At 72.4% G+C, this 24,102-nt stretch carries 23 protein-coding genes; 14 read left to right on the top strand and 9 right to left on the bottom strand.

Translation table 11 applies throughout. The annotated features are described in order from the left end of the window. The first annotated feature begins 100 nt into the window (after positions 1-100). From ABZ215_RS02600 to ABZ215_RS02590, 3 genes are all read left to right on the top strand, one after another. The gene (locus ABZ215_RS02600) at positions 101-937 is read left to right on the top strand and encodes an IclR family transcriptional regulator (protein WP_354711422.1); all 837 of its coding nucleotides are present in this window, start codon (positions 101-103) and stop codon (positions 935-937) included. A gap of 110 nt (positions 938-1,047) precedes the next feature. Further along, a complete protein-coding gene (locus ABZ215_RS02595; RefSeq protein WP_354947236.1) occupies positions 1,048-2,514 on the top strand; it encodes an NAD-dependent succinate-semialdehyde dehydrogenase in 1,467 nt (488 codons plus the stop codon). 40 nt (positions 2,515-2,554) lie between these two features. Beyond that, on the top strand, positions 2,555-3,901 hold the full coding sequence (locus tag ABZ215_RS02590; RefSeq protein WP_354947234.1) for an MFS transporter: 1,347 nt from the start codon (positions 2,555-2,557) through the stop codon (positions 3,899-3,901). Between the two features lie 140 nt (positions 3,902-4,041). On the opposite strand, the gene ABZ215_RS02585 is transcribed toward ABZ215_RS02590, so the two are convergent. Together ABZ215_RS02585 and ABZ215_RS02580 are read right to left on the bottom strand one after the other, a co-directional pair. Further along, entirely contained in the window at positions 4,042-4,446 is a 405-nt protein-coding gene (locus ABZ215_RS02585) for a GNAT family N-acetyltransferase (protein WP_020419330.1), read from the bottom strand. Next, the gene (locus tag ABZ215_RS02580; protein ID WP_020419331.1) at positions 4,446-4,772 is read right to left on the bottom strand and encodes a helix-turn-helix transcriptional regulator; all 327 of its coding nucleotides are present in this window, start codon (positions 4,770-4,772) and stop codon (positions 4,446-4,448) included. Before ABZ215_RS02580 ends, ABZ215_RS02585 begins: the two co-directional genes overlap by 1 nt. A gap of 105 nt (positions 4,773-4,877) precedes the next feature. Here ABZ215_RS02580 and ABZ215_RS02575 point away from each other — a divergent pair, with 105 nt between their 5' ends. After that, on the top strand, positions 4,878-6,314 hold the full coding sequence (locus ABZ215_RS02575; RefSeq protein ID WP_354947232.1) for an MFS transporter: 1,437 nt from the start codon (positions 4,878-4,880) through the stop codon (positions 6,312-6,314). A gap of 48 nt (positions 6,315-6,362) precedes the next feature. Here ABZ215_RS02575 and ABZ215_RS02570 read toward each other — a convergent pair whose 3' ends face one another. After that, entirely contained in the window at positions 6,363-7,223 is an 861-nt protein-coding gene (locus tag ABZ215_RS02570) for a polysaccharide deacetylase family protein (protein WP_354947230.1), read from the bottom strand. Positions 7,224-7,401: 178 nt separating this feature from the next. Here ABZ215_RS02570 and ABZ215_RS02565 point away from each other — a divergent pair, with 178 nt between their 5' ends. From ABZ215_RS02565 to ABZ215_RS02530, 8 genes are read left to right on the top strand one after another with little or no spacing between them, the layout of a single operon-like run. Further along, a complete protein-coding gene (locus tag ABZ215_RS02565; protein WP_354947228.1) occupies positions 7,402-8,733 on the top strand; it encodes an MFS transporter in 1,332 nt (443 codons plus the stop codon). Then, the gene (locus ABZ215_RS02560; protein WP_354947226.1) at positions 8,730-9,284 is read left to right on the top strand and encodes a VOC family protein; all 555 of its coding nucleotides are present in this window, start codon (positions 8,730-8,732) and stop codon (positions 9,282-9,284) included. Before ABZ215_RS02565 ends, ABZ215_RS02560 begins: the two co-directional genes overlap by 4 nt. Then, positions 9,281-10,030: an SDR family NAD(P)-dependent oxidoreductase gene (locus tag ABZ215_RS02555; RefSeq protein ID WP_354947224.1), complete on the top strand. Its 750-nt coding sequence runs from the start codon at positions 9,281-9,283 to the stop codon at positions 10,028-10,030. Before ABZ215_RS02560 ends, ABZ215_RS02555 begins: the two co-directional genes overlap by 4 nt. Then, a complete protein-coding gene (locus tag ABZ215_RS02550) occupies positions 10,027-10,917 on the top strand; it encodes a 3-keto-5-aminohexanoate cleavage protein (protein ID WP_354947222.1) in 891 nt (296 codons plus the stop codon). Before ABZ215_RS02555 ends, ABZ215_RS02550 begins: the two co-directional genes overlap by 4 nt. Before the next feature lie 4 nt (positions 10,918-10,921). Next, on the top strand, positions 10,922-11,347 hold the full coding sequence (locus ABZ215_RS02545; protein ID WP_354947220.1) for a hypothetical protein: 426 nt from the start codon (positions 10,922-10,924) through the stop codon (positions 11,345-11,347). Beyond that, positions 11,341-11,760, top strand: coding sequence for a hypothetical protein (locus ABZ215_RS02540; protein WP_354947218.1), 420 nt, complete (start codon positions 11,341-11,343; stop codon positions 11,758-11,760). Before ABZ215_RS02545 ends, ABZ215_RS02540 begins: the two co-directional genes overlap by 7 nt. After that, on the top strand, positions 11,742-12,623 hold the full coding sequence (locus ABZ215_RS02535; RefSeq protein ID WP_354947216.1) for a 3-keto-5-aminohexanoate cleavage protein: 882 nt from the start codon (positions 11,742-11,744) through the stop codon (positions 12,621-12,623). Before ABZ215_RS02540 ends, ABZ215_RS02535 begins: the two co-directional genes overlap by 19 nt. Beyond that, positions 12,620-13,351: an SDR family oxidoreductase gene (locus tag ABZ215_RS02530; protein ID WP_354947214.1), complete on the top strand. Its 732-nt coding sequence runs from the start codon at positions 12,620-12,622 to the stop codon at positions 13,349-13,351. The genes ABZ215_RS02535 and ABZ215_RS02530 overlap by 4 nt, the downstream gene beginning before the upstream one ends. A gap of 245 nt (positions 13,352-13,596) precedes the next feature. On the opposite strand, the gene ABZ215_RS02525 is transcribed toward ABZ215_RS02530, so the two are convergent. From ABZ215_RS02525 to ABZ215_RS02500, 6 genes are all read right to left on the bottom strand, one after another. Beyond that, a complete protein-coding gene (locus tag ABZ215_RS02525) occupies positions 13,597-14,391 on the bottom strand; it encodes an IclR family transcriptional regulator (RefSeq protein ID WP_354947212.1) in 795 nt (264 codons plus the stop codon). 65 nt (positions 14,392-14,456) lie between these two features. Further along, positions 14,457-15,227: a GntR family transcriptional regulator gene (locus ABZ215_RS02520; protein WP_237335511.1), complete on the bottom strand. Its 771-nt coding sequence runs from the start codon at positions 15,225-15,227 to the stop codon at positions 14,457-14,459. A gap of 93 nt (positions 15,228-15,320) precedes the next feature. Continuing rightward, positions 15,321-16,448, bottom strand: a complete 1,128-nt coding sequence (locus ABZ215_RS02515) for a 3-isopropylmalate dehydrogenase (RefSeq protein WP_354947210.1) — start codon at positions 16,446-16,448, stop codon at positions 15,321-15,323. A 29-nt stretch (positions 16,449-16,477) separates the two neighbouring features. Continuing rightward, positions 16,478-18,628 (bottom strand): hydantoinase B/oxoprolinase family protein, encoded by a 2,151-nt coding sequence (locus ABZ215_RS02510; protein WP_354947208.1) that lies wholly within the window; start codon positions 18,626-18,628, stop codon positions 16,478-16,480. Positions 18,629-18,647: 19 nt separating this feature from the next. Next, positions 18,648-20,750, bottom strand: coding sequence for a hydantoinase/oxoprolinase family protein (locus tag ABZ215_RS02505; RefSeq protein WP_354947206.1), 2,103 nt, complete (start codon positions 20,748-20,750; stop codon positions 18,648-18,650). 43 nt (positions 20,751-20,793) lie between these two features. Beyond that, the gene (locus ABZ215_RS02500) at positions 20,794-21,438 is read right to left on the bottom strand and encodes a GntR family transcriptional regulator (protein ID WP_354947204.1); all 645 of its coding nucleotides are present in this window, start codon (positions 21,436-21,438) and stop codon (positions 20,794-20,796) included. 318 nt (positions 21,439-21,756) lie between these two features. Here ABZ215_RS02500 and ABZ215_RS02495 point away from each other — a divergent pair, with 318 nt between their 5' ends. Together ABZ215_RS02495 and ABZ215_RS02490 are read left to right on the top strand one after the other, a co-directional pair. Then, entirely contained in the window at positions 21,757-23,220 is a 1,464-nt protein-coding gene (locus ABZ215_RS02495) for an aldehyde dehydrogenase family protein (RefSeq protein WP_354947202.1), read from the top strand. After that, on the top strand, positions 23,217-23,993 hold the full coding sequence (locus ABZ215_RS02490; RefSeq protein WP_354947200.1) for an SDR family NAD(P)-dependent oxidoreductase: 777 nt from the start codon (positions 23,217-23,219) through the stop codon (positions 23,991-23,993). Before ABZ215_RS02495 ends, ABZ215_RS02490 begins: the two co-directional genes overlap by 4 nt. Positions 23,994-24,102 lie beyond the last annotated feature (109 nt).

Raw genomic sequence — 24,102 nt, 5'->3', positions numbered from 1 at the left:
GGAGGGCGCGGCAAGGAGTTCCGGCCGATCGCAACGTCGGTTGCGATGGCGGCAACCGCGGTCCTGACCAGCGCCGTTACCCCTGGTTTACGCTACGGCCGTGAGTTCGGACGGTCGGCGCGCCACCGCGGGTGCGCGCAACCAGGGCCACGGCCTGCGCCGGGACATCGATCTGCTGGAGGCGCTGGCGTCGGAGGAGGCCCAGCACGCCGGCGGTCTGGGCGTGGTCCGCCTGGCGCACCTGGTCGGCCGCGAGAAGAGCCAGGTGTCCCGTGCGCTGAAGGCGCTCGCCGAGGAGGGCATCGTCGAGCGCGACCCGGACACCCTGGAGTACCGGCTGGGCTGGCGGCTGTTCTCCCTGGTCGCACGCACGGTCGAAGACCGGCTGCTGCGTGCCGCGGAACCGGCCATGCGCTCGCTGTCCGGCGAGCTGGAGGAGACCGTCCACCTGTGCGTGCTCCGCGACAACCAGGTGCTCACCCTGCTGTCGGTGTCCGGGCACTCCTTCCGCGTGCAGGGCTGGGAAGGCCGGGGCGTGCCCGCGCCGTGCACGTCCGCGGGCCGGGTCCTGTTGCAGGACGCCACACCGGACGATCTGTATGTCCGGTTCGGACTGCGGGCCGACCTCGGCGACGGGTGCCCGCGGTCCGAGGTGCGCACGCTGCCCGACCTGTGGTCGCGAATCCAGCGGGGCAAGCGCGACGGCTACGCCGCCGTCCGCGAGGAGTTCGAAGAGGACCTCGTCGGGGTTTCCGCGCCGGTGCGGGACTTCCGCGGCCGTGTGGTCGCGGCGTTGAACGTTTCCGCGCCCAAGGACCGGTTCGGCGCGCGGCTGGACGAGGCCGGCCGGATCACGGCACGGGCGGCCGGGGCGGTCTCGGAGCAACTGGGCTGGCGGACGCGCCCCGTCCCGCCCGCGTCCCGGCGCTTCACCTGAGGCGGTTGTCCTCACCGCAACTCAGGTTGCGAAACACCGGGATCTCTTGCCCCGCAACACGTCCGGCTCATACGTTGCCTCGCGCCAGGTCAGGGTGTGAGGAGAACAGAATGGACATCGACGCGATCGCCAAGACCGCGGCGGGGGAGGGCGACCTGTTCGTCGGCGGGCACTGGCGGTCCGCGGCCGGCGGCCGCACCTTCCCGGTCTTCGACCCGGCCACCACCGAGCCGGTCCGCGAGGTGTCGGCGGCCTCCGCCGAGGACGCCCGGGCCGCGCTGGGCGTGGCGCAGGACGGGTTCGAGCGGTGGCGGGAGGTGGCGCCGCGGCGGCGGTCCGAGGTGCTGCACGCCGCCTTCGCCGCGATGCACGAGCACGCCCCGGCGCTCGCCCGGTTGATCACCCTGGAGAACGGCAAGGCCTACCGGGACGCGCTCGCCGAGGTCTCCTACGCCGCGGAGTTCTTCCGCTGGTTCGCCGAGGAGGCGGTCCGGATCGGGTCCGGGTTCGCCGACGCGCCCGGCGGCGGATTCCGGCACGTGGTGCGCAAGCAGGCGGCCGGGGTCGCGGCGTTCGTGACGCCGTGGAACTTCCCGGCCGCGATGGCCACGCGCAAGATCGCGCCCGCGCTGGCCGCGGGCTGCTCGGTCGTGCTCAAACCCGCGCCGGAAACCCCGCTCACCGCGCTGGCGATCGCCGGGTTGCTCGCCGAAGCCGGACTGCCGGCCGGGGTGTGCAACGTGCTGCCCACCGACCGGGCCGCCGACGTCGCCGGCGTGTGGCTGCGCGACGAGCGGGTGCGGAAGTTCTCGTTCACCGGATCCACCGCCACCGGCCGGGTCCTGCTGCGGCAGGCCGCCGACAACATCGTCAACGTCACGATGGAGCTCGGCGGGAACGCCCCGTTCATCGTGTGCGCCGACGCCGACGTGGACGCCGCCGTGCGCGGCGCGATGGACGCCAAGATGCGCGGCGGTGGCGAGGTGTGCATCGCCGCCAACCGGTTCTACGTGCACGCCGATGTCGCCGGGGAGTTCACCGCCAAGCTCGGCGAGGCGATGGCCGCGGTCCCGATCGGACCCGGGCTCGCCGACGGGGTCGGCCTCGGGCCGATGATCAACCAGGCCGCGGTGGACAAGATCGCCGGTCTGGTCGCCGACGCCGTCGCCCGTGGCGCCACGATCGCGGCGCAGGGCCCGCGGCCGGACGGACCAGGGTGGTACCACCCCGCGACCGTGCTGGCCGGCGTGCCGGACGACGCGGAGATCATGCGCACCGAGGTGTTCGGCCCGGTCGCCCCGATCACCACCTTCACCGGCGAGGCCGGCCTGCTCGCCCGCGCCAACGACACCGTGCACGGTCTCGCCGCCTACGTCTACTCGGCCGACCTGGGCCGTGCCCTGCGGATCGCCGACCGCCTGGAGACCGGGATGGTCGGCGTCAACCGGGGCCTGATCTCCGACCCGGCCGCGCCGTTCGGTGGCGTGAAGCAGTCCGGACTCGGCCGCGAGGGCGGCCGCGAGGGGATCGACGCCTTCCTGGAGACCAGGTACCTGGCCGTGGACTGGCCGGCCTAGCCCCGCATTTCCCCCATCCCCCACGAGAACAGGACGGATCATGGCAGCGTTGCCCGATACCGACACCGGCGGCTCCGTCACCGACGAGCGCGGCCGGCGGCGACTGCGCACCAAACTGATGCTCGCCACGCAGGTGGGCCAGGGCATCGACGGCTACATCCTCGGCGGGATCGGGGCCGCGATGCCCGCGATCGTCGCCGACATGCACATGTCGGAGTGGACCGCCGGCCTGATCGGCGCGTCCGCGCTGGTCGGCATCTTCGTCGGCGGGCCGCTGTTCGGCTGGTTCGCCGACCGCTTCGGCAGGCGGATCGTGTTCCTCACCGACATGATGATCTTCCTGATCGGCTCGATCGCGCAGTTCTTCGTGGACAACGCGTGGCAGCTGTTCGTCATCCGGCTGGTGATGGGCATCGCGATCGGCGGCGAGTACGCGATCGGCGCGCCCCTGCTGTCGGAGTACGCGCCACGGCACAACCGCGGGCGGCTGCTGGCCAGTCTCGAGGTCAGCTGGTACGTCGGGTTCATGCTGGCCTTCGCGGTCGGCTACGCCCTGTCCGATGTGGACGACGGCTGGCGCTGGACGCTGGGCAGCAGCACGCTGATCGCGCTGGTGTGCGTGGCGCTGCGCGGCGGCATCCCGGAATCCGCGCGGTGGCTGCTGAGCAAGGGCAGGCGCGCCGAGGCCGAGGAGCTGATCCGCCGTTACGGCATGGACGTCGACGTGGACACCGAACTGGCCGACGGCGAGCGGCGCAACAGCCTGCGCCTGCTGTTCACCCGGCGGCACCTCCGCAGCACCGTGTTCGCGAGCACGTTCTGGGCGGCGCTGGTGCTGCCGTACTTCGCCATCGGCACGTTCTCCCCGCAGGTGCTGGAGGCACTCGGCCTCGGCGACGCGCTCGCCGGTTCGCTGGCCAGCAACGCGCTCGCGGTCCTGGGTGTGACCGCGGGGTGCCTGCTGGTCGAGCGCATCGGCCGCCGCAAGCTGCTGATCCCGCCGTTCTGGATCACGGCGGCGGCGCTGGCGCTGATCGGGTTCTGGCCCACCGCGCCGATCGCCGTGGTCGTCGTGTGCTTCCTCGTGTTCGCGTTCCTGAACGCGGCGTCCAGCGCGCTGACGGCGGTGTACCCGCTGGAGGTGTTCCCGACCGCGATCCGCACGACCGGGGTCGGGTTCGCGACCGCGATGAGCCGGGTCGGAGCCGCGATCGGCACCTTCCTGCTCCCGGTGACGCTCACCCACCTCGGCGTGGGCCCCACGATGCTGATCGGCGCGGGAGTGCTCGCCGCGGGCGGCCTGCTGTCGCACTTCCTCGCCCCGGAGACCGCCGGGCTCGAACTGAGCCACGCCGCACGCGCGGCGACCGAGGCGAGCAACCGGTAAGCGCGCTCACGCCTCTCGGGTTGCAGTGCCCGGCGCGGGGCGCCGCCGATCACCTCGGCGGCGCCCCTGCCGCGCGAGAACATGCCGCCCGCCAGGGGCGGTCTGCGGCTGACCACGGCGCAGGGGCGGCGCCGGCGCGGTCAGAGTCGCAGCGCCATCCCGACCGATGCCGGCGCCGTCTCCTCGAAGCCGTACTTGGCGTAGAGGTGCCGAGCGTCGCCGTCGGCGATGAGCGAGACGTAGGCCGAGCGCGGCGCCCGCTCGCGCAGGTGGTCCACCAGCGCCGCCATGATCTTCTTGCCGACGCCCCGCCCCTGATGCTCGGGCAGTACGCACATGTCGACGATCTGGAATGCGGTGCCACCGTCGCCGATGACGCGGCCCATCCCGATCGGACGGTCACCGTGGTAGGCGACGACCGCGAACCACGATCCGGCCAGGCCCGCCGTCGCCGCCACCGTCGACTTCGGACTCAGCCCGGCGCCGACGCGCAGGCGCTGGTACAGCTCGACCGCGGGCGTCTCGGCCCGCACCGCGTAGTCCATCAGGACCCCGCCTCGTCGGTGCGGGCCCCGGCGAGGACGGCGTCCAGCAGGCCCGGGTAGCGCGCGTCCAGGTCGTCGCGGCGCAGGGTCAGCAGGTTCTCCCGCCCGGACGGCTCCTGGATGATCACGCCGCTGTCCCGCAGCACCCGCCAGTGGTGGGTCATCGTCGACTTGGCCGGGACGCCGATTTCGGTCAGGACGCTGGTGCAGTTGTGCTCGCCGCCGCCGGCCAGCACGCGCACGGCGGCCAGCCGCACCGGGTGGCCCAGCGCGGACAGCACCTCGTCGACGCGGATCTGGTCGCGCTCCGGATGACGGTACTTCACCGTACTACCGTACCGCAAAAGTCGAACAATCCTCTTGCTCGCCGGCCCGACTGTACGTAATTATGCGTACGATCGTACTTTCGAACCTGGAAGGTGTGCTTCCGCATGTCCGCTCTTCCGAGACCGGCCGCCGGGCCGCGGCTGGGCTGGGTGCTGGCCCTGCTCGCGCTCGCGCAGCTGATCTACTCGCTGGACCTCAACATCGTGTTCGTGGCCCTGCCCGAAATCGGCTCCGACCTGGGCTTTCCCGGTCAGACCCAGCAGCTGGTGGTGAGCGCCTACGTCGTGTTCGCCGGCGGGTTCCTGCTGTTCGGCGGCCGGGCCGCCGACCTGCTCGGGCGCCGCCGCGTCTTCGTGCTGGCACTGGCCCTCTACGCGGTCTCGTCGCTGGCCGGCGGGCTGGCGCCGACCCCAGCCACGATCATCGTCGCCCGTGCGGTGCAGGGGATCGGCGGCGCGCTGCTGCTGCCGTCCACCCTGTCGCTGATCAACACGTTGTTCCCCGAGGGGCCGCAACGCAACCGCGCACTGGCCGTGTGGGGTGGCGCGGGTGCCAGCGGGCTGACCATCGGCGCGCTGCTCGGCGGCGTGCTGACCGAGAACTTCGGCTGGCCCGCCGTCTTCTACGTCAATGTGCCGCTGGCCGGTCTCGTGGCGCTGGCCGCGCTCGCGGTGATCCCGCGCGACCCGGCCGGCGGGCCGCGCCGGCGCTTCGACCTGCCCGGTTCGCTGACCGTCACCGGGGGCGCGACGCTGCTCGTGTTCGCGCTGGTGCAGGGCCCCGAGCAGGGCTGGGGCAGCGGGCTGGTGCTCGGCGCGTTCGCGCTGTCCGCGGTGCTGCTGGTGGCGTTCGCGGTGATCGAACGGCGCAGCGCGGACCCGCTCATGCCGTTCCGGTTGTTCGGCAACCGCAGCCTGACCATCGGCATGAGCGTCACGTTCATCTACATGGCCACGTTCGGGGTGCTGCCGTACTTCCTGACCGTCCTGATGCAGAGCGTGCACGGCTACAGCGCGCTGCAGACCGGGCTCGCGTTCCTGGTCCCGTCGCTGGCGATCGCGACCGGCACCCAGCTCGGCGAGCGGCTGACCACGCGGATCGGCCTGCGCGCCACGCTCGTCGGCGGCTTCGCGGTCGGCGTGGTGGGCACGGCGGTGATGGCGATCGGGTTCGACGCCGGCGCCGGGTACGGGCTGCTGGTGCCCGGGCTGGTGGTGTCCGGCGTCGGCCAGGGCGTGGTGTGGACGGCGATGTGGATCGCCGCCGCCACCGGCACCGCGGCGGGCGAACAGGGCGTCGCGAACGGCATCGCGTCCACGGCGCTGAACATCGGCAACGCGATCGGCCTCGCCGTGTTCACCGCGCTCGCGGACATCGGCACCGAAGACAAGACCGGCGAGGCGCTGCGCGCGGCCACCGCGGACGGCGAGTTCCTGGTCGTGCTGCTGACCGCCGCCGGAATGGTGCTCGGGCTGCTGGTCAGCCTCGCGCTGGCGCGCAAACCCGCCGCGCCCCTGGCCGAACCGGTCGCCGCGCCGTGAGCGACCCGGGCAGGGCGGGGCCGCCGCCCTGCCCGGATTCCCGGCGAGTCAGGCGGTCGTGCGGGCGTAGTGCTCGGCGATCTCGTCGCTGGTGGTGAGCCAGACGTCGTCGTGGCTCGCGATGTAGGCCAGCGCCTCGTCGAGGTAGCGGGCGCGGAACGGCTGGCCGATGACGAACGGGTGCAGCGGGAGCGCCATGACGCGGCCGCCGCTCGCGGAGTCGGCGTAGAGCTGGTCGAACTGGTCCTTGACGATCTGCAGCACCTCGGGGCCGGTGAACCCCCGGGTGATGAACATGAGCAGGTCGTTGACCTCGACCGTGTAGGGCACGCTCAGCATGCCGGGCACGTTCAGCCGGTACGGCTGGTCGTCGTTGGTCCAGTCGAGCACGTAGCTCAGGCCGAGTTCGGCGAGCAGCCGTGGCGTGTCGAAGGTTTCGGTGAGGCCGGGGCCCATCCAGCCCTTCGGCCGCCGGCCGGTCGCCTTCTCGATGGTGGTGACCGCGTCGGTGAGGATCTCGCGTTCCTCGTCGGCGCCGAGGTTCGCGTGCAGCCGCGAGTTGGTCTGGCCGTGCACGAGCCAGGCCCAGTCGCGGGCCCGGCCTGCCTCGATCACCTGGGGGTAGTGCTGCGCGACCTCGGAGTTGAGCAGCGCCGACGCGCGGATCCCGTGCCGGTCCAGGATGTCGATGACCCGCCAGATGCCGACGCGCAGGCCGTAGTCGCGCCACCCGTGGTTGAGCGCGTCGGGCACCAGCGTGTTCGTGGACGCCCAGATGCTGGTGGACGGCTTGTCGACGTGGAAGTGCTCGATGTTGAGACCGACGTAGAACGCGAGGCGGGCCCCGTTCGGCCAGGCGATCGGCTCCCGCTCGGTGATCGGCTGGTAGTCGAAGAGTTCCAGGCTCATGCGGCCAGGGTGCAACGTTGCCACTAGTGGAAGGGTCAAGCCGCGGGTTGTGATCGTGCTCGCTTCCGGCCGGTGTCTCGATCAATGAGCCAGGGCCGTTGAGCCGTGCGGCGGGGACGCTCATGATGACCGCTGCGCGCGCTCAACCACTCCTGCGGCATGTATCGAGGTGGATACTGTGCTCGGACACAACCGGACCGGCAACGTGGCCCCCGGATCGTCACCGGTGTCCCCGGTGGACGGCGACGCCGTGCTGCGCAAGGTCACGCGGCACTTCCTCCCGCTGATCGGTCTGTGCTACATCGTGCTGTACCTGGACCGGCTCAACATCGGCGTCGCGGCGCTGACGATGAACAGCGACCTCGGCATTTCCGCGACCGCGTACGGGTTCGCGGCCGGTGTCTACTTCTGGAGCTACACGCTCCTGGAACCGCCCAGCAACTGGGTGCTGTCCAAGGTGGGCGCTCGCAAGTGGATCTCCCGCATCATGGTCACCTGGGGACTGGTCACCATCGGCACGGGGTTCGTGCAGGGCGAGACCAGCCTGACGATCATGCGGGTGCTGCTCGGCGTCGCCGAGGCGGGCTTCTCCCCGGGCATGCTGTACTTCGTCTCCCGCTGGTACCCCAACGCCCGCCGCGGCGCGGCGATGTCGTGGATCGTCACGTTCATCTGCGTCTCCGGCCTGGGCACCCCGCTGATGACCCACCTGCTGGGCCTGCACGGCTTCCTCGGCCTGTCCGGCTGGCGGTGGATCTTCATCCTGACCGGGATCCCCGCGGTGGTTCTGGCGTTCGTGTGCCTCAGGCGGCTGCGGGACACTCCCGCCGAGGCCGGGTTCCTGTCCGCCCCGGAGCGGGACTGGCTGACGAATGTGCTCGCGGACGAGGCGAAGGGCGCGGTCGGGCACGGCCCGGGCGCGTTCCGCCGCGGCCTCGCCGAGCCGCGTGTGCTGTTGCTGGTGGTGGTGTTCGTCTGCGTGACGTTCAGCCTCAACGGCTACCAGCTGTGGATCGCGCAGATGCTCAAGAGCTTCGGCCTCGGCACGCACGCCGTGGGCTGGGTCGCCGCGCTGCCGCCGCTGCTGGCGATCGGCCCGATGCTGTGGTGGATGCGGCACTCCGACCGGACGCGGGAGCGCGGCCTGCACTTCTGCGTCGCCGCGCTCGTGGCCGCCGCCGGGTTCGCCATCGCCGCGCTGTCGCTCGCCACCCCCGCCGTCGCGATCGCCGGGTTCTGCGTCGCGGGCATCGGCCTCTACACCGCGATGGGCGTCTTCATCACCATCCCGGCGAGCTTCCTCACCGGCGCCGCGCTCGCGGCCGGCTTCGGCGTGATCAACGGACTCGGCAACCTCGGCGGCTACTTCGGACCGCAGGTCGCCGGGCTGCTCAAGGACGCCACCGGCGGCTACGGTCTCGCGATCGGCTCGTTCGGCGCCGCGATGGCGGTGGCCGCGCTGGTGATCCTCGGCCTCAAGCGGCTGAACAACCGGGCGGTGACCCGATGAGCGGCGCGTTCGGCCCGATCCGCCAGAACGGTTACGTCGTGCCGGACCTGCGGCGGGCGGTGCGGCACTGGACCGAGGTGATCGGCGTCGGCCCGTTCTTCGTCATCGACGACCAGCCGCTCAACGGCTTCCGCTTCCGCGGCGAGCCCAGCGCAGCCCGGATCAGCGTCGCACTAGCCCAGAGCGGCGGCATCCAGATCGAGCTGATCCAGCCGCTGGACGACGCGCCGTCCGCCTTCGGCGAGTTCCTGCGCTCGGGGCGGGAAGGCTTGCAGCACATCGCGTTCTGGACCGACGAGTTCGACGCGGCGATGCGCGAGGCGGCCTGTCGTGGCCTCACCGTCCTGCAGGAGGGGTGTTCCGGCAGCGGGGCGCCGGACGAGCGCTTCGTGTACTTCGCCGCCGAGCACCACCCGGGCACGATGATCGAGCTGTCCGAGACCCGCGGCGCCAAGGGCCGGTTGTTCCGCGCGATCGCGGCCGCGGCCGAGGGCTGGGACGGCGCCGAGCCGGTGCGGGACATGCGCTCGCTGCTGGGCGGGGCGTCGTGAGGTCCGCCGTGGTCACCGGGGGAGCCTCGGGGATCGGTCTGGCGACCGTTCACCGCCTGCACCGCGACGGCTGGCACGTCGTGGCTGCCGACCGCGACGCCGCGGCGCTCGCCCAACTGCCCGCGGACGACCGCATCGTGCCGGTGACCGCGGACGTCACCGACGAGGACCAGGCCGGCCGGATCGCCGCCGTCGCCGACGAGCTCGGCGACGGTCTCGGCGCCGTCGTCACCTGCGCCGGGGTCGTCCGCAACGCCGCGGCGGCCGAGACGTCCGCGGCCGACTTCCGGCACTCGCTGGAGGTCAACCTGACCGGCACGTTCCTCGTCTGCCGCGCCGCGGCCCGGCGGATGCTGCGCCGCGGCAACGGCGGTTCGCTGGTCACCATCTCCTCGGTGTCGGGCCTGCGCGGTGGCGAGCAGCGGGCGGCTTACGCCGCGTCGAAGGGCGGGGTGATCGCACTGACCCAGGTGCTGGCCGCCGAACTCGGTCCAGCCGGCATCCGCGCGAACTGCGTCGCGCCGGGCGCCACCGACACGCCGCTGGTGAAGGTGGCGCAACCCCCGGCCGTCCGCGACGCGGTGCTGGCCGCGATCCCGCTCGGCCGCTACGCGCGGGCCGAGGAGGTCGCGGCGGTGATCGCGTTCCTCGCCGGGGGCGAATCGGCGTTCGTCACCGGCCAGACCTGGTGCGTGGACGGCGGGCAGACGGCCGGACCCGGCTGGCGAACGAGAGAGGATGCATGACACCGCTGGTGATCGGGGTCAACCCGAACGAGAACATGATGCGGCAGGACAACCCGCACGTCCCGTGGACCCCCGAGGAGATCGCCCGTGACGTCGCGGCCTGCGCCTCGGCCGGGGCGACGGCCGTGCACTACCACGCGCGGACCGGCGACGGGGCGCCCGACCACAGCGCCGGGCGCTACGCCGAGACGAACCGGCTGATCCGGCAACGCTGCGACGTCCTGCTCGCCCCGTCGCTGGCCAACGGCCCGGGTTTCCCGCTGGAGCGCAGGCTCGCGCCGGTCACCGAGACGGCCGGGGACCCGTCGGCGCGACCGGACTTCCTGACCATGGACATGGGCTGCGCGATCATGGACCTGTGGGACCCGGCGCACGCCCGGTTCCGCAGCGAGGACAAGGTGTTCGTCAACGACACCGCGACCCACCGCGCGATGTTCGCCTGCGCCCGGCGGCACGGCCTGACGCCGTGGCTGGCGTCGTTCACCGTCGGCTGGACCAGGACGATCGCCGCGCACCTGGCCGCGGGTGAAGTGCCGGGACCTGCGGTGCTGCAGTTCGTGCTCGGCGGGCCGGAGTTCCTCCCCGCCCACCCCGCGACGGTGGCCGGCCTGCGCGCGCACCTGGAGTTCCTGCCGCGGCACGACGGCCTGGCCTGGATCGTGTCCGCGCACCGCGCCGACGTCCTCGAACTGGCCGAGGAGATCGTGCGGGTCGGCGGGCACATCGCCGTCGGCCTCGGGGACCACCCGCACACCGCACGCGGCTGTCCCACCAACGCCGAACTCGTCGAACACGTCGCCGCTGTCGCCCGCAAGGCCGGGCGCGCGATCGCGACCCCCGGCGACGCCCGGCGGATCCTCGGCGTCGCAACCCCGGAAAGGAGCTGATTCCATGCGCGTGGTCGATGACCACAGTGGACCTGTCAGCACGGTCTTGCGGCACGGCGGGCTGTCGGTGGCGGTGATGGACTCCATTGCCTTCGCCACCAGCGAGCACGCCGGGCAGGCCATCGTGACCGGATCCCACGGCGGCGCCAGCGCGGGCGAGTACGCGCGCCGGTGCGGGGTGGCCGCGGTGGCCTGCAACGACGCCGGGATCGGCAAGGACGAGGCCGGGGTGGCAGGGCTGGCGGCGCTGGACGGCGTCGTCGGTGTCGCCGTCGGCCACGACACCGCCCGGATCGGGGACGGGCACGACACCTGGGCCAACGGGATCATCAGCTACGTCAACCGGTCGGCGCGCGAGGCGGGCATCCGGGTCGGGGAACCGCTGTCCGCGGCGTTCACCAGGCTGGCGACGGGCGGTGCGCCGTGCTGAGGACGACGGTGGCCGAGCGGGGGGACCGCCGCGTGGTCCTGCTGGACAGCATGTCCCAGGCCGAGCACGCCGACCGCGGCCAGATCATCGTGGCCGCGTCCAACGGCGGGGTCGAGTCGGGGCGGATCGCGGTGCTGAGCGGGTGCGCGTGCGCGGTGTTCAACGACGCCGGGCGCGGCAAGGACGACGCCGGCATCGCGGGACTCGCGGTCATGGACGAGGCGGGCGTGCCGGGCGCGGCGGTCGGCCACCTGACCGCGCGCATCAGCGACGGCCGCGACATGTGGGACAACGGGGTGCTGACGCACGTCAACGAAGCCGGGCGCCGGGCGGGGCTCCGCGTCGGAGAGCCGGTGCGGACCGCGATCACCCGCCTGCTCGAGGAGGTGGCGGCGTGCCCGGACGTCCGGTGATCGTCACTGTCGCCCCGACCGGCGGGATGCTGACCCCCGCGCAGCACCCGCACGTGCCGACCCAGCCCGGGCAGATCGCCGAGGACGTGGCGCGCTGCGCCGCGGCGGGTGCGAGCGTGGCGGCGCTGCACGCGCGCCGCCCGGACCACGCGGCCACCTGCGATCCGGCCGTGTACCGGGAGATCAACGAGCTGGTGCGGCGGCGTTGCGACGTCGTCGTCAACAACTCGACCGGGGGCGGGCTCAACGGCGACATGGTGCGCGACACCGCCTACGGCGCCGTTGTCGACCACGGGCAGCGGCTGGCCGGGGCCGGCGCCGGGGCCGACACGTGCACGCTGGACACCATCACCGCGTACGTGCGCGGCCCGGACGGCGAGACCCTGATGAGCACGCCGCGCTGGTTCGCCCGTCAGCTGGCGGCGGCGTTCCGGGCGGCCGGGGCCAAACCCGAGTGGGAGGTGTTCAACCCCGCGCACCTGCTGGTGGACATGCCCGAGCTGATCGAGTTCGACCGGCCACCGCACGTGGTGAACTTCGTGCTCAACCAGCATGAGGCGTTCCAGAACGCGCTGCCGTACACGCCCGGGGTGCTGCGTGGCCTGGTCGACCTGCTGCCGGCGGGGGCGGTGTTCACCGCGACCGTGTGCGGGCCGGACCCGCTGCCCGGGCTGGTGCAGGCGCTCGAACTCGGCGGGCACGTCCGCGTCGGCATCGAGGACAGCCCGTTCGACGCCGACGGCAGGCCGATGACCAACCTGGAGCAGGTCGAGCGCGTGGTCGAGGTCATCCGGGACCACGGGTGCGAGCCCGCGACACCGGCGCAGGCCCGCGCGCTCCTCGGCCTGGGGGAGGCGGCATGAGTGCGCCGGTCGCCGTGGTCACGGGGGCGGGCAGCGGCCTGGGGCGGGTGATCGCCAGGGCGCTGATCGCCGACGGCTACCGGGTCGCGCTGGCCGGACGGCGGGCTCGCGCGTTGGCGGAAACGGCCCCGGAGGGTCTCGCCGTGCCCACCGACGTGTCCGACCCGGACTCCGTCGGCGAATTGTTCGACCGGGTCACGGCCGCGTGGGGGCGGGTCGACCTGCTGGTCAACAACGCGGGCGTGTTCGGCCCGGCGGGTGCGCCCGACGAGATCCCCGTCGGCGAGTGGCGCTCGTGTGTGGAGACCAACCTGACCGGCGCGTTCCTGTGCGCGCGGGCGGCGTTCGCCGTCATGCGCCGCCAGGACCCGGGTGGTGGCCGGATCATCAACAACGGTTCGGTGTCCGCGCACAGCCCCCGTCCGGGCAGCATCGCCTACACGGCGACGAAGCACGCCATGACGGGGCTGACGAAGTCGCTGTCGCTGGACGGCAGGCCGTACCGAATCGCGTGTGGACAGATCGACATCGGCAACGCGGCGACCGAGATGACCACGGGCATCGCGGCAGGCACGCGCCAGGCGGACGGAACACTGCGCCCGGAACCGACGTTCGACGCCGCGCACGTCGCCGACGCCGTCCGCTACATGGCCGGGCTCCCGCTGGAGGCGAACGTCCAGTTCCTCACCCTGACGGCGACCACGATGCCGTTCCTGGGCCGCGGTTAGCCGTTGAGATTGTTGCCCGTGCGGCCGCGCGTTGGGTTGATCCAGCCGAGGCCGCCGGCACCTCGCGGGCCGTGGTCAGTGGCGCGGGGCCAGCACGGGGCGCACCACCGACTCGGCCATCGCGAGTTCTCGTGTGATGGCCAGTGCGGTGGTGCGCAATGCGGCGACGGCGCGGGAGAGGTTGACTCGCCCGGCGGGCCCGGAGGTCGGCCGCGCGGCCCATGGCGGTGGCGCGTGGGCCGTCGTTAGCGGCGTGGGGCCAGCACGGGGCGCACCACCGACTCGGCCATCGCGAGTTCCCGGGTGATGGCCAGTGCGGTGGTGCGCACGGCGGCGTCCACGCGGGACAGGTTGATCCGCCCGGCCATCCCGGAGATCGACAGCGCGGCCAGCACCGTACCGTCCGGGCCGAACACCGGTGAGGCCACGCCCGTCACGTCGCGGAAGGACTCCTGCCGGTCGAAGGCCACCCGCGCGCGGCGGACCCGCTCCAGCTCGGTCCGCAGCGCCTCCGGGTCGGTGATCGTTCGTGGGGTGAGCCGTTTCAGCGGCTTGGCCAGCGTCCGGTCGACGTGGGCGGCCGGCCCGAACGCGAGCATCACCTTGCCCGAGCAGCTCGCGTGAGCCGGCCAGCGGCCTCCGGTGCGCAGCGGGAGCCGGGGCGCGCGCTCGCCCCGCAGGATCTCGACGTGCACGACCTCGCCGTCCTGCTCGACCGCGAGGCCGACGTTGTGCCCGGTCGCCTCGTGCAGGACGGCCATGTGCTTGCGCGCCGCCTCGTGCAGGCTGCGCGGTTGCGGCACCAGTTGCCCCAGCTCGAACAGCAGCAGCCCCGGCCGGAACGCCGTGCCCACCCGCTCCAGCAACCCGACCCGCGCGAGCTCCCGCAGCAGGCGGTGCGCCGTGGCCCGCGGCAACCCCGTCGACCGCGCGACCGCCGCCGCGCTCACCGGTAGCTCCGCGCCACGCAGCTGCTTGAGGATCAGCGCGGCCCGCCCGAGAGCGGTGATCTCGCCCTCGTCCCGATGTGCCGGACACATGCGGGCCATCTTGCCCCACCGGCGGCCTCACCCGGGAGCGGATGTCTCGTTGAACGAGACATGGTTCAGGAGGGCAGACGGCCGCCGCATTCGCGGACCAGCGTTGCCATGATCTCGCGGTCCGCGGGGGAGACGTGGTCGGCGTAGTAGGCGTACAGGGTCTCCCGCGCCAGCCGGGACGCCAGCAGCCCGTCGCGGTCGGAGATGGCCGCGAACACCGCCCGATGGTGGCGGATGGACTGCAGCATGAGCGCCGTCTGGTCGTCGGCGTCGAGGATCGTCTGCTGGATCAGCTTGAGGATCGCCTCGCGGGTCACGTCGCCGTAGACCTGCACCAGCCGGTTGCCGCCGGCTTCGGCGATGAGCTCGTGGAACTCCAGGTCGGCCTGGCTGAACTCGGCGTAGCCGCGGCTCATGCACGCCCGCATCCGCGCCATGTTCCGCTCCAGCGCGAGCAGTTGCTCGTCGGTGCGGCGGGCGGCCGCGAGCAGGTTCGCGGAGGCGTCGGCGATCATCCGGAACTGGACGAGCTCGGCGAGCCCCAGCGCGCCGCCCGAGGTGAGCATCGCGATCGAACGGCGCACCGGTTCGACCGACAACGGCAGGATCAACGGCCCGCGCGGGTCCCGCGGCTGGGACTTGACCAGGTCCATGTTCTCCAGCACCCGCAGCGCCTCCCGCACCGAGGCGCGGCCGATCCCGAACTGCTCGACCAGTTCCCGCTCGCTCGGCAGGCGGTCACCCGGCTTGAGCTCCCCGGAGGCGATCGCGTTCTGCACGTAGTCGACGACGCGCTGGAAGAGCCGCCCGTTGGTCGCGCTCGTCTGGCTGGCCACCCTCACCCCTCCCGGCCGGTGCGCTGCGGATTCCCCGAGGATACCGGCCGGGAGGTGGGAGCGTGCCCGGTCAGCGGGGCAGCACGCCGGCCGTCACCGGGGAGCGAGCCGGGCCAGGCCGGTCATCAGGGAGCGCTCCGGGTCGCCGATCTTCGCCGGGTCCACGTCGGTGACCCGGTCGGCGATGCGGCGCCCGATCTCGGCGGTGTCCCCGCCCATGCCGGGGCCGGCCAGCGCGGGCAGTTCGGCCAGCACGGAGGCCGCGGCGGCCTCCAGCGCCAGCGCCCCGTCGCGCTCGCCGAGACCGGCCAGGCACAGCGCCGCGGACAACGCCGCTGCGGCCGGGTTCGCCCAGCCCTTGCCCGCGATGTCCGGCGCCGAGCCGTGCACCGGCTCGTACATGCTCGGCGCGGTGCCACGCGGGTTGTGGTTGGCGCTGGCGGCGAGCCCGAGCCCGCCCTGGATGGTGGCGCCGAGGTCGCTGAGGATGTCGCCGAACAGGTTGTCGGTGACCACCACGTCGAACCGGCCCGGATCCATCGGCAGGTGCAGGCACATCGCGTCGGCATGGACGTAGTCGTGCTCGACGTCCGGGTACCGGGTGGCGACCTCGTCCACCACGTCCTGCCACAGCTGCCCGGCGTGCACCAGGATGTTCTTCTTGTGGCACAACGTCAGCCGCTTGCGCCGCGCGGAGGCGAGCCGGAACGCGAACTCCACCGTCTCGGTCGTGGCCGGGACCGTGGTGATCGAGTTCTGGATCGCCACCGCGTTCGGCGTGCCCGCGTGCGAGATCGAGCCGCCGCCGGTGTAGAGGCCCTCGGTGTTCTCCCGGATGATCACCAGGTCGCAGTTGTCCGGCGAGACACCGGCGACCGGGCTGTCGACACCCGGGTAGAGGCGCACCGGCCGGATGTTGACCGACTGGGCGAACGCGACCCGCAACCCGACGATCAGTCCGCGTTCGAGGACGCCCGGTGTGACGCGGGGGTCGCCGACCGCGCCGAGCAGGACGGCGTCGTGCCCGCGGAGCGCCTCGATCGACTCCTCGCCGAGCGCGACGCCGGAGCGCAGGTAGGCCTCGGCGCCGAGGTCGAACTCGGTGGTCTCGACCGCGAAGCCGTACCGGTCGGCGGCGGCCCGGACACCGGCGAGCGCGGCCGCGGTGACGTCGGGCCCGATGCCGTCGCCGCCGATGACGGCCAGGTGGTGGGTGCGCATGTGCTGCGGTTTCTCCTTGACGTGGGGGATCAGTCGTGCAGGGCGAAGTCGCGCCAGGTCTTGCCGCCGGCCGGCTCGACGTCCACCCACAGCGCCGTGACGCAGTGCGGGCAGACGTAGGCGACGGCCGCGAGGTCGTCGTGGACCTCGACGCGGGAACCGAGGTCGTCGGCGCCGAGCACGACCCGGCCCGCGATCGACTCCCACCCGCCGGTCAGATCGCCGAGCACCTGCCCGCAGTGGCGGCACGACCCGATCAGCCCGTCGGCGGTCCGGTGCGTCACGAGCGCCGCGCCCCAGATGCCGGTGGGCTCGCCCGGCGCGGCCACCGGTTCGGTGCGCGGTGCGGCCATCCGGCTGCGACGGGATTCCCGGATCTCGGTCCGCCGGGCGTCGGTGGCCGCCTGGTCGACCTCGCCGTCCCGCAGTTCCACGCCGTAGAGGCGGGCGGCGGATTCGACGGTCACCGCGCCGGATTCCACGTCGGCGGCGACCTTCGCCGGGTCACGCAGCAGCGGATCGCCGTAGCCGCCGCCGTTCTGCACAGTGCACTCGAAGACGTCGCCGTACGCGATCCGGGCGGCCGGCGCGACACCGGGCAGCACCTGGTGGTCGCCGTCGAGGTCGGTCAGCGCGACGACGGGGGCGCCGCTGCCGAGGCGGTCCAGCGCGCCCGCGCCGGTCACCCGCTCGAAGCGCGCGCAGGACCCGGGCAGACCGCCGAACAGGCCGGTCCGGTTCGGCAGCGCGACACCATGCGTGCCGAGCACCCCGGTGACCTCCTGCGTGTCGATCGGAGTCAGCGCGAACTGGATCCCGTTGCCGCCGCGGAAAGTCCCGGCGCCACCCGAGTCGGGCACCATGCGGCGCCACAGGTACAGCAGCGGGTGGCGCATCTCCTGCTGCTCCACGTCGGTCGCGCCGCCGGAGAGGATGACCATCGCGCCACCGGCGTCCACCCCGTCGCGGAAGGAGAACGCCGGGCCGCCCCACAACAGCGAGTCCATGTACATCGAGGCGAACGGCTCGCCGTGCTGGTCGACGCCGCCGAACTGGTTGAGCTGCCAGGACCCGTCGGACGGGCCGAACGCGTAACCCTCGTACTTCTCGGAGAACGACAGCATCTTCGCGATCGCGCCACCGGCGGAGCAGGTCGCGGTCCAGTTCGCGCCCGCCGCGCCGCCGGAGACCGGCATCGGTTCGACCGCCGTGACGCACAAGCCGTCCGGCGCGGTGACCTCGACCGGCCGCATCAGGCCGTGGTTCCACGGGATGTCGGACCCGAAGGTGATCAGCATCAGGGTCGCGACCGCGCCGAGCAGGCCGCCGCGGGTGGTCATGCCGTAGGCGGGCGACTGCGGGCTCGCAGCGGAGAAGTCGAACACCAGCCGGTCACCGGTCTTCTCCAGGCGGCACGGCACCTGCAGCAGCTCGATGCCCTCGCCGTCCGGACGGTCCAAATAGGACGTGTGCTCGTACACGCCGTCCGGCAGCTCCCGGAGCAGGGCCCGCAGGTCGGCCTCGGAGTTGTCGAGCGTCTTCTCCATCGTGGCGCGCACGGCGTCGGCTCCGTAGCGGTCACACAGCTCGTGGAACCGCTGCTCGGCCACGCGCAACCCGGCCAGGAACGCGCGGAAGTCGTTGGCGACGGTGTCGTGCATGCGGGAGTTGAGGACGATGGTGTCCCACAGCTCCTGGTTCAGCACGTCCTTGCGCACGATCCGGCCCGGCGGGATGCGGATGCCTTCCTGGAACACGTCGGTGGCGGTGGTGCACCAGCTGCCCGGGTCCATGCCGCCGAGGTCGACCTGGTGGGCCATGCAGCCCAGCCACGCCACGATCTCGCCGTCGCGGAACACCGGCTTGCAGAACTGCACGTCGTTCTGGTGCATCGCGGCCAGGTACGGGTCGTTGATGATGAAGACGTCCCCGGGCTCGATGTCGTCGTAGCGGTCCAGGAACACCTCGATCGCCATCGCCCCGGTGTAGATGGGGGTGAGCAGGTAGGTGCCGATGATCGCCATCTCACCGGCGGCGGTGTAGATGCCGAAGTTGTAGTCGGTGGCGTGCACGACGGGGGAGCCCGACACGTGCTCGACGGTGGTGCCGCCCTCGGAGTTGATGGACCAGAGCTTGTGCCGGATGACCTCGTAGGTGACCGGGTCGACGGTGGTGGTCATGCGTTGTTCTCCTTCCCGATCAGCGGTTCTGGATGATGATGTCGCCGAAGCGGTCGACCTCGGCGTCCTGCCCTGGCCCGATCACCACGGTGGTGTCGCGGAGTTCGACGATGGCGAGGCCCTCGATGCGCAGCCCGTCGTGCAGGTGCTCGGCGCGGTAGACCGCGGCGTCGCGCCACTGGCCGCCGGAGAACACGCGGCGCGTGCCCGGTTCGGCGCCGCCCGCCTTGCCGAGTGCGCCGGTGTCGAACTCGGCGCGCGGGACGGGACTGGTGGCGACCACCCGGAACGTGGTGATCTCCACCCCGCCTTCCAGGAACGCGGCGCCCTTGCCGAAGCGGCCCTCGTAGATCTCGACGAACCGCTCCACCATGGCGTTCACGTCGGCCGGGGTGATCCGGTCCGCCTCGACCGGCACGGTGAGCACGTGGATCTGGGCGCGGAACCGGATCTCCACGAACTTCGCGAACGTGATCGAGTCCTCGGCCGCGCCCGCGGCGATCAGGTCGCGCCGGGCGCGGGCGGCCAGCTCGTCGAACGTGGCGTTGAGCTCGTCCGGCGCCAGCGCGGTGGCGTGGTCGGTGGTGCCCGGCGGTGTCTGCAGCGGCTTGGACAGCTCCTCGACCATGGTCAGGTCGGAGCAACCGATGCCGAAGGCGGAGTGCACCGACGCGGTGAGCGGCACGACGATCTGCGGGCAGCCGAGCTCGGCGCCGTAGGAGAAGGCGTGCAGGGGACCGGCACCGCCGTAGGCGAACACGGCGAAGTCGGCCGGGTCGTAGCCCTGCTCGACGGTGACCTGGCGGACCAGGTCGGCCATCCGGGCGTCCACAATGGTCTTGATGCCCTCCGCGGCCTGCTCGATCGTCAGACCCGCGGGCTTGGCCACGTGCTCGTCGATCGCGGCGCGGGCCTTGTCCACGTCCAGGGTGAGCCTGCCGCCGAGGAAGTTGTCCGGGTTCAGGTAGCCCAGCACCAGGTCGGCGTCGGCCACCGTGGGACGGGTGCCGCCCCGGCCGTAGCACGCCGGGCCTGGGCGTGCGCCTGCCGACTCCGGGCCGACCTGCAGGACGCCGTTGCGGACCGAAGCGATCGAGCCCGCCCCCGCGCCGATCGCGCGCACCGCCACCGACGGCAGGGCGAGTTCGTCGCGGCCGATGAGCGTCGTGTTCGACATGACCGGCCGCCCGTCGAGGACCAACCCGACGTCGAAGCTCGTGCCGCCCATGTCGGTGGTGACGATGTTGCGGTACCCGTTGCGCGCGCCCGCGAACTGCGAGGCGACCACCCCGCCGACCGGGCCCGACATGACGGTGGCCGCGGCGCGCTTCTCGACTTCGGCGAAGGTCGCCAGCCCGCCGTTGGACTGCATGAGCAGCGGACCCGTCTTCAGGCCCGCCTTGGCCAGGGTGCTCTCGAACGAGTCCAGCGAGGTCTTCAGCACCGGGCGCAGGCTCGCGTTGACGGCGGTGGTCAGCGTGCGCTCGTACTCGCCGATGCGGGGCAGGAACTCCGAGGACAGGGTGACCGACGCGCCGGGCGCCTCCTCGGCGATGATCTCCGCGACGCGCTTCTCGTGCACGTCGTTGGCGAACGACCACAGCAGGGACACCGCGAACACCTCGGCGCCCGCCTCCTGGAGGCGGCGCGCCGCGCGGCGCACGTCGTCCTCGTCGAGCGGGCAGACGACGCGGCCGGCGTAGTCGATGCGCTCGGTGACCTCGGCGATGAGGCGGCGCGGCACCGCGGCAGGCTGCTTGACCAGCGTGCGGAAGCGCTTGATGTCGTCTTCCTCCAGGCCGGTGGCCTTGAAGCCGCGCATGATCGTGAGCGTGTCGCCGAACCCGCGGGTCTGGATGAGCCCGACCTTGCGGCTGCGGCCCTCCAGCATCGCGTTGGTGGCGACGGTGGTGCCGTGGGCGAACACCTCGACGTCGGCCAGCAGCTGTTCCAGTGGGACACCGCGTTCGTCGGCCGCGAGCACGAGGGTGTCGAGCACCCCCTGCGCCGGGTTGTCGGGCACCGTCGAGGACTTGTAGCGGCCGACGGCGCCGTCCGAGTCGATCACGACGGTGTCGGTGAAGGTGCCTCCGATGTCGGAGGCCACGTAGTAGCTGGGCATCCCGGCGTTTCACTCCTTTGTGCGCTGACGGGGACCGTCGGGGTCAGGACGCGTCCTCGGCCGCCGATGTCTTCTTCTGCTCGAGTTCGGTGATCGTGGCTTCGATGTGGGCACGCGCGAGCCGCTCGGCCGCCTGGCCGTCGCCGGCCTCGATGGCGTCGGCGATGGCGGTGTGCTCGGCGATCGCGCGGATCGCGCTCTCCGGCCGCACCAGCGCGACCGGCGCGAACACCTGCGCGGTCATCCGCAGGATCGGCAGCTGGCCGATCACGAAGTCGTTGCCGGACAGGTGGATGACGTGCTCGTGGAAGTCCACATTGGAGTCGGTGTAGTCGCGCGGCACCCACGGGTCCACCGCCGCGCGCTGCACCTCGATGGCCCGGCGGAGCTGGCGGATCAGGCCACCGCCCCGGTTGTTCTCCGCGGCCAGCCGGGCGGCGAGACCGTCCACCACCGCGCGCAGCTGGTAGGCGTCCAGCAGCGTGTCCAGGTCACCGGTGATGACCTGGGCGCCCTGCCCGGCGGTGACCTTGACCAGGCCCTCCTGCTCCAGGACGCGCAGCGCCTCGCGCAGCGGGGTGCGGCTGACACCCAGTTCGGCGGACAGGTGTTCCTGCCGCAGCCACGACCCGGTCGGGTAGCGGTGGGTGTAGATCCGCTCCCGGATGATCGCGGCCGTTTCGTCCACGAGCGGGATGCGCGATGGCGCTCCCGCCCGGTCCTCTCGTCTGGCCAACGCTCGCCGACCTTCCTTGCTCGACGGCTGGATACAGCGCCGTCAGACTGGCCGATGGGCACCGGCTCGTCAAGCCCGGGGGATCGACATTCACCCGGTTCGTGCGAGGATGTGCAGCTCAGAGCGTCTTTTTTCGTGACAACTTGACTCGCCGACCGGCGCTGGTTCATGCTCGTGGCATCACGAGCTGGTCCGACCAGCAGTCGATCGCCGGTGTTGCCGACCTGGCTGGCAAGACCTGGGACGACGACGTCCAGAGGAGAATTTCCGATGAGTTCGCATGCGGGCTTCGCGCTGCCCGAGTTCCCGTCCGGACTGCCGGTCGGCCCCGGGTGGGTCACCGGCGCCGGAACCGCGCCGGTGGTGTTCCCCTACGACGGATCGGTGGTCGCGCACGCGCCGGTCGGATCGGTCGGCGACGCCCGCGCCGCCCTCGACGCGGGTGCGGCCGCCGTGAAACCGGCCGGCAAGCTCACCTCGGCGGTCCGCCGCGCGATCCTGCTCGACGTGGAGGCCGCGCTCCGGGCGCACGAGGCGGAGCTGGTCGACCTGCTCATCGCCGAGACCGGCAAGACCCGCGGCGACTGCGAGGTGGAGTTCGCCCGCACGGTCTTCACCTGGTCGGCCGCCGCCGAGGAGGTCGCCCGCATCCACGGCGAAACCGTGCCGCTGGACCTGCAGCCCTCCGGCGCGGGGATGATCGGGTTCTGGACCCGCCGCCCGATCGGCCTGGTCGTCGGCATCGCCGGGTTCAACGGCCCGCTCCTGCTCGCCAGCCACAAGATCGCGCCGTCCATCGCCGCGGGCTGCCCGGTGATCTGCAAGCCCGCCCCCGCCACGCCGCTGACCGCGCTGTGGCTGGCGGACCAGGTCCGGCAGGCGGCCGCCCGGCACGGGGCGCCGCCGGAGATCGTGCAGGTCATCACCGGCGACGCCGAGGTCGGGCACACGCTGGTGACCGATCCGCGCGTGGCGGCGGTGTCGTTCACCGGTTCCGCCGCCGTCGGGCACCGGATCGCACGCGACGCCGCGCCGCGGAAGGTATTGCTGGAACTGGGCTCCAACGCGGCGCTGGTGGTCGACAACGACGCCGACCTCGACAAGGCCGCGGACGCGGTGCTGCGCGGCGGCTACTACTTCAACGGCCAGGCCTGCATCGCCGTGCAACGCGTGATCGTGTGCGAGCCGGTGCGCGAGGAGTTCGTCGGCAAGCTCACCGCCCGCATGGGCGAGCTGACGGTCGGCGATCCGCGCGACCCGCGGACCCGGGTGGCGCCGCTGATCAACGAGGCGGCGACGCGGCGCACCCTCGACTGGATCGAGCAGGCCGAGCAGGCCGGGGCGAAGGTCCTGCACGGCGGCCGGGTGACCGACCGCACCGTCGAGCCGACCCTCCTGCTCGACGTGCCGGAAACCGCCGACGCGTGGTGCGAGGAGATCTTCGCCCCCGTCGTGGCGATCCGGTCCGTGCCCGACCTCCCGGCGGCGCTGGACCTGGTCAACCGGTCCCGCTACGGCCTGCACGCCAGCGTGTTCACCCGCTCGCTCGCCACGGCGTTCGCCGCCATCGAGGAACTCGAGGTCGGGGGAGTGGTGATCAACGAGGTGCCCGGTTTCCGGTCCGACATCATGCCCTACGGCGGCGTGAAGGACTCCGGCATCGGCCGGGAGGGACCGCGCTTCGCGATCGAAGAACTGACCGTCACCCGCATGGCCGTGATCCGGCCGGAATGAGCGAGACCATGACCGACTACACCACGCTGTTCCGGCTCGACGGCAAGCGCGCGCTGCTGATCGGGGCCGGCGGGATCGGCCGCGAGGCCGCGCTCGCGCTCGCCGCCCACGGCGCCGAGGTGATCTGCGCCGACAAGGACCCGCTCACCGCGAAGGCGACCGCGGCCGACACCGGCGGCGAAGCGCTCGAACTCGACATCACCGACGCGGCGGCCGTGCACCGGGCCGCCGCCGAACTCGGGGACCTCGACGTCGTGGTCCTCACCGCGGCGACCAACGTGCGCAAGCGCATTCTCGACTACGCACCCGAGGAGTTCGACCGCGTCGTCGCGCTCAACCTCAAAGCGACCTTCACCGTGCTGCAGGCGTTCGGCCGGGGGATGGTGGAGCGCGGCCGCGGCAGCATCGTGGTCTTCTCCTCGGTGCGCGGGTTCGTCGTCGAACCCGGCCAGTCGGTGTACGCGGCCACCAAGGCCGGCGCGATCCAGCTGGTCAAGACCGCGGCCGCCGAGTTCGGCGAAGCCGGCGTCCGCGTCAACGCGATCGCCCCCGGCGTGGTGGAAACCCCGCTGACCGACCAGATCAAGAACGACCCCGGCTGGTACCGGGCCTACGCCACCAAAAGTGCGCTCGGCCGCTGGTCCCAGCCCGGCGAACTGGCCGGAGCCGTCGTGTTCCTGGCCTCCGACGCGGCCGCCTACGTCACCGGATCGACCGTCATGGTCGACGGTGGCTGGACGGCCGTGGACGGACGTTTCACCCCACCGGCCTGACCCCCAACCCCCCGGGAGTCTCAATGATCGTGTCAAGCAGCTGTAGGGCTGATGGGCGGCGGTGAGTGGTGGAATTCGCGGCCGTCGCGCAGCAGTGCCCAGATGACGT

The sequence above is a fragment of the Amycolatopsis sp. NPDC006131 genome (genome assembly GCF_040614175.1).
Classification (GTDB): Bacteria; Actinomycetota; Actinomycetes; order Mycobacteriales; family Pseudonocardiaceae; genus Amycolatopsis_E; species Amycolatopsis_E tucumanensis.
Note: the sequence above shows the minus strand (reverse complement) of the source record. Positions and strands in the feature narration are given on the sequence as shown.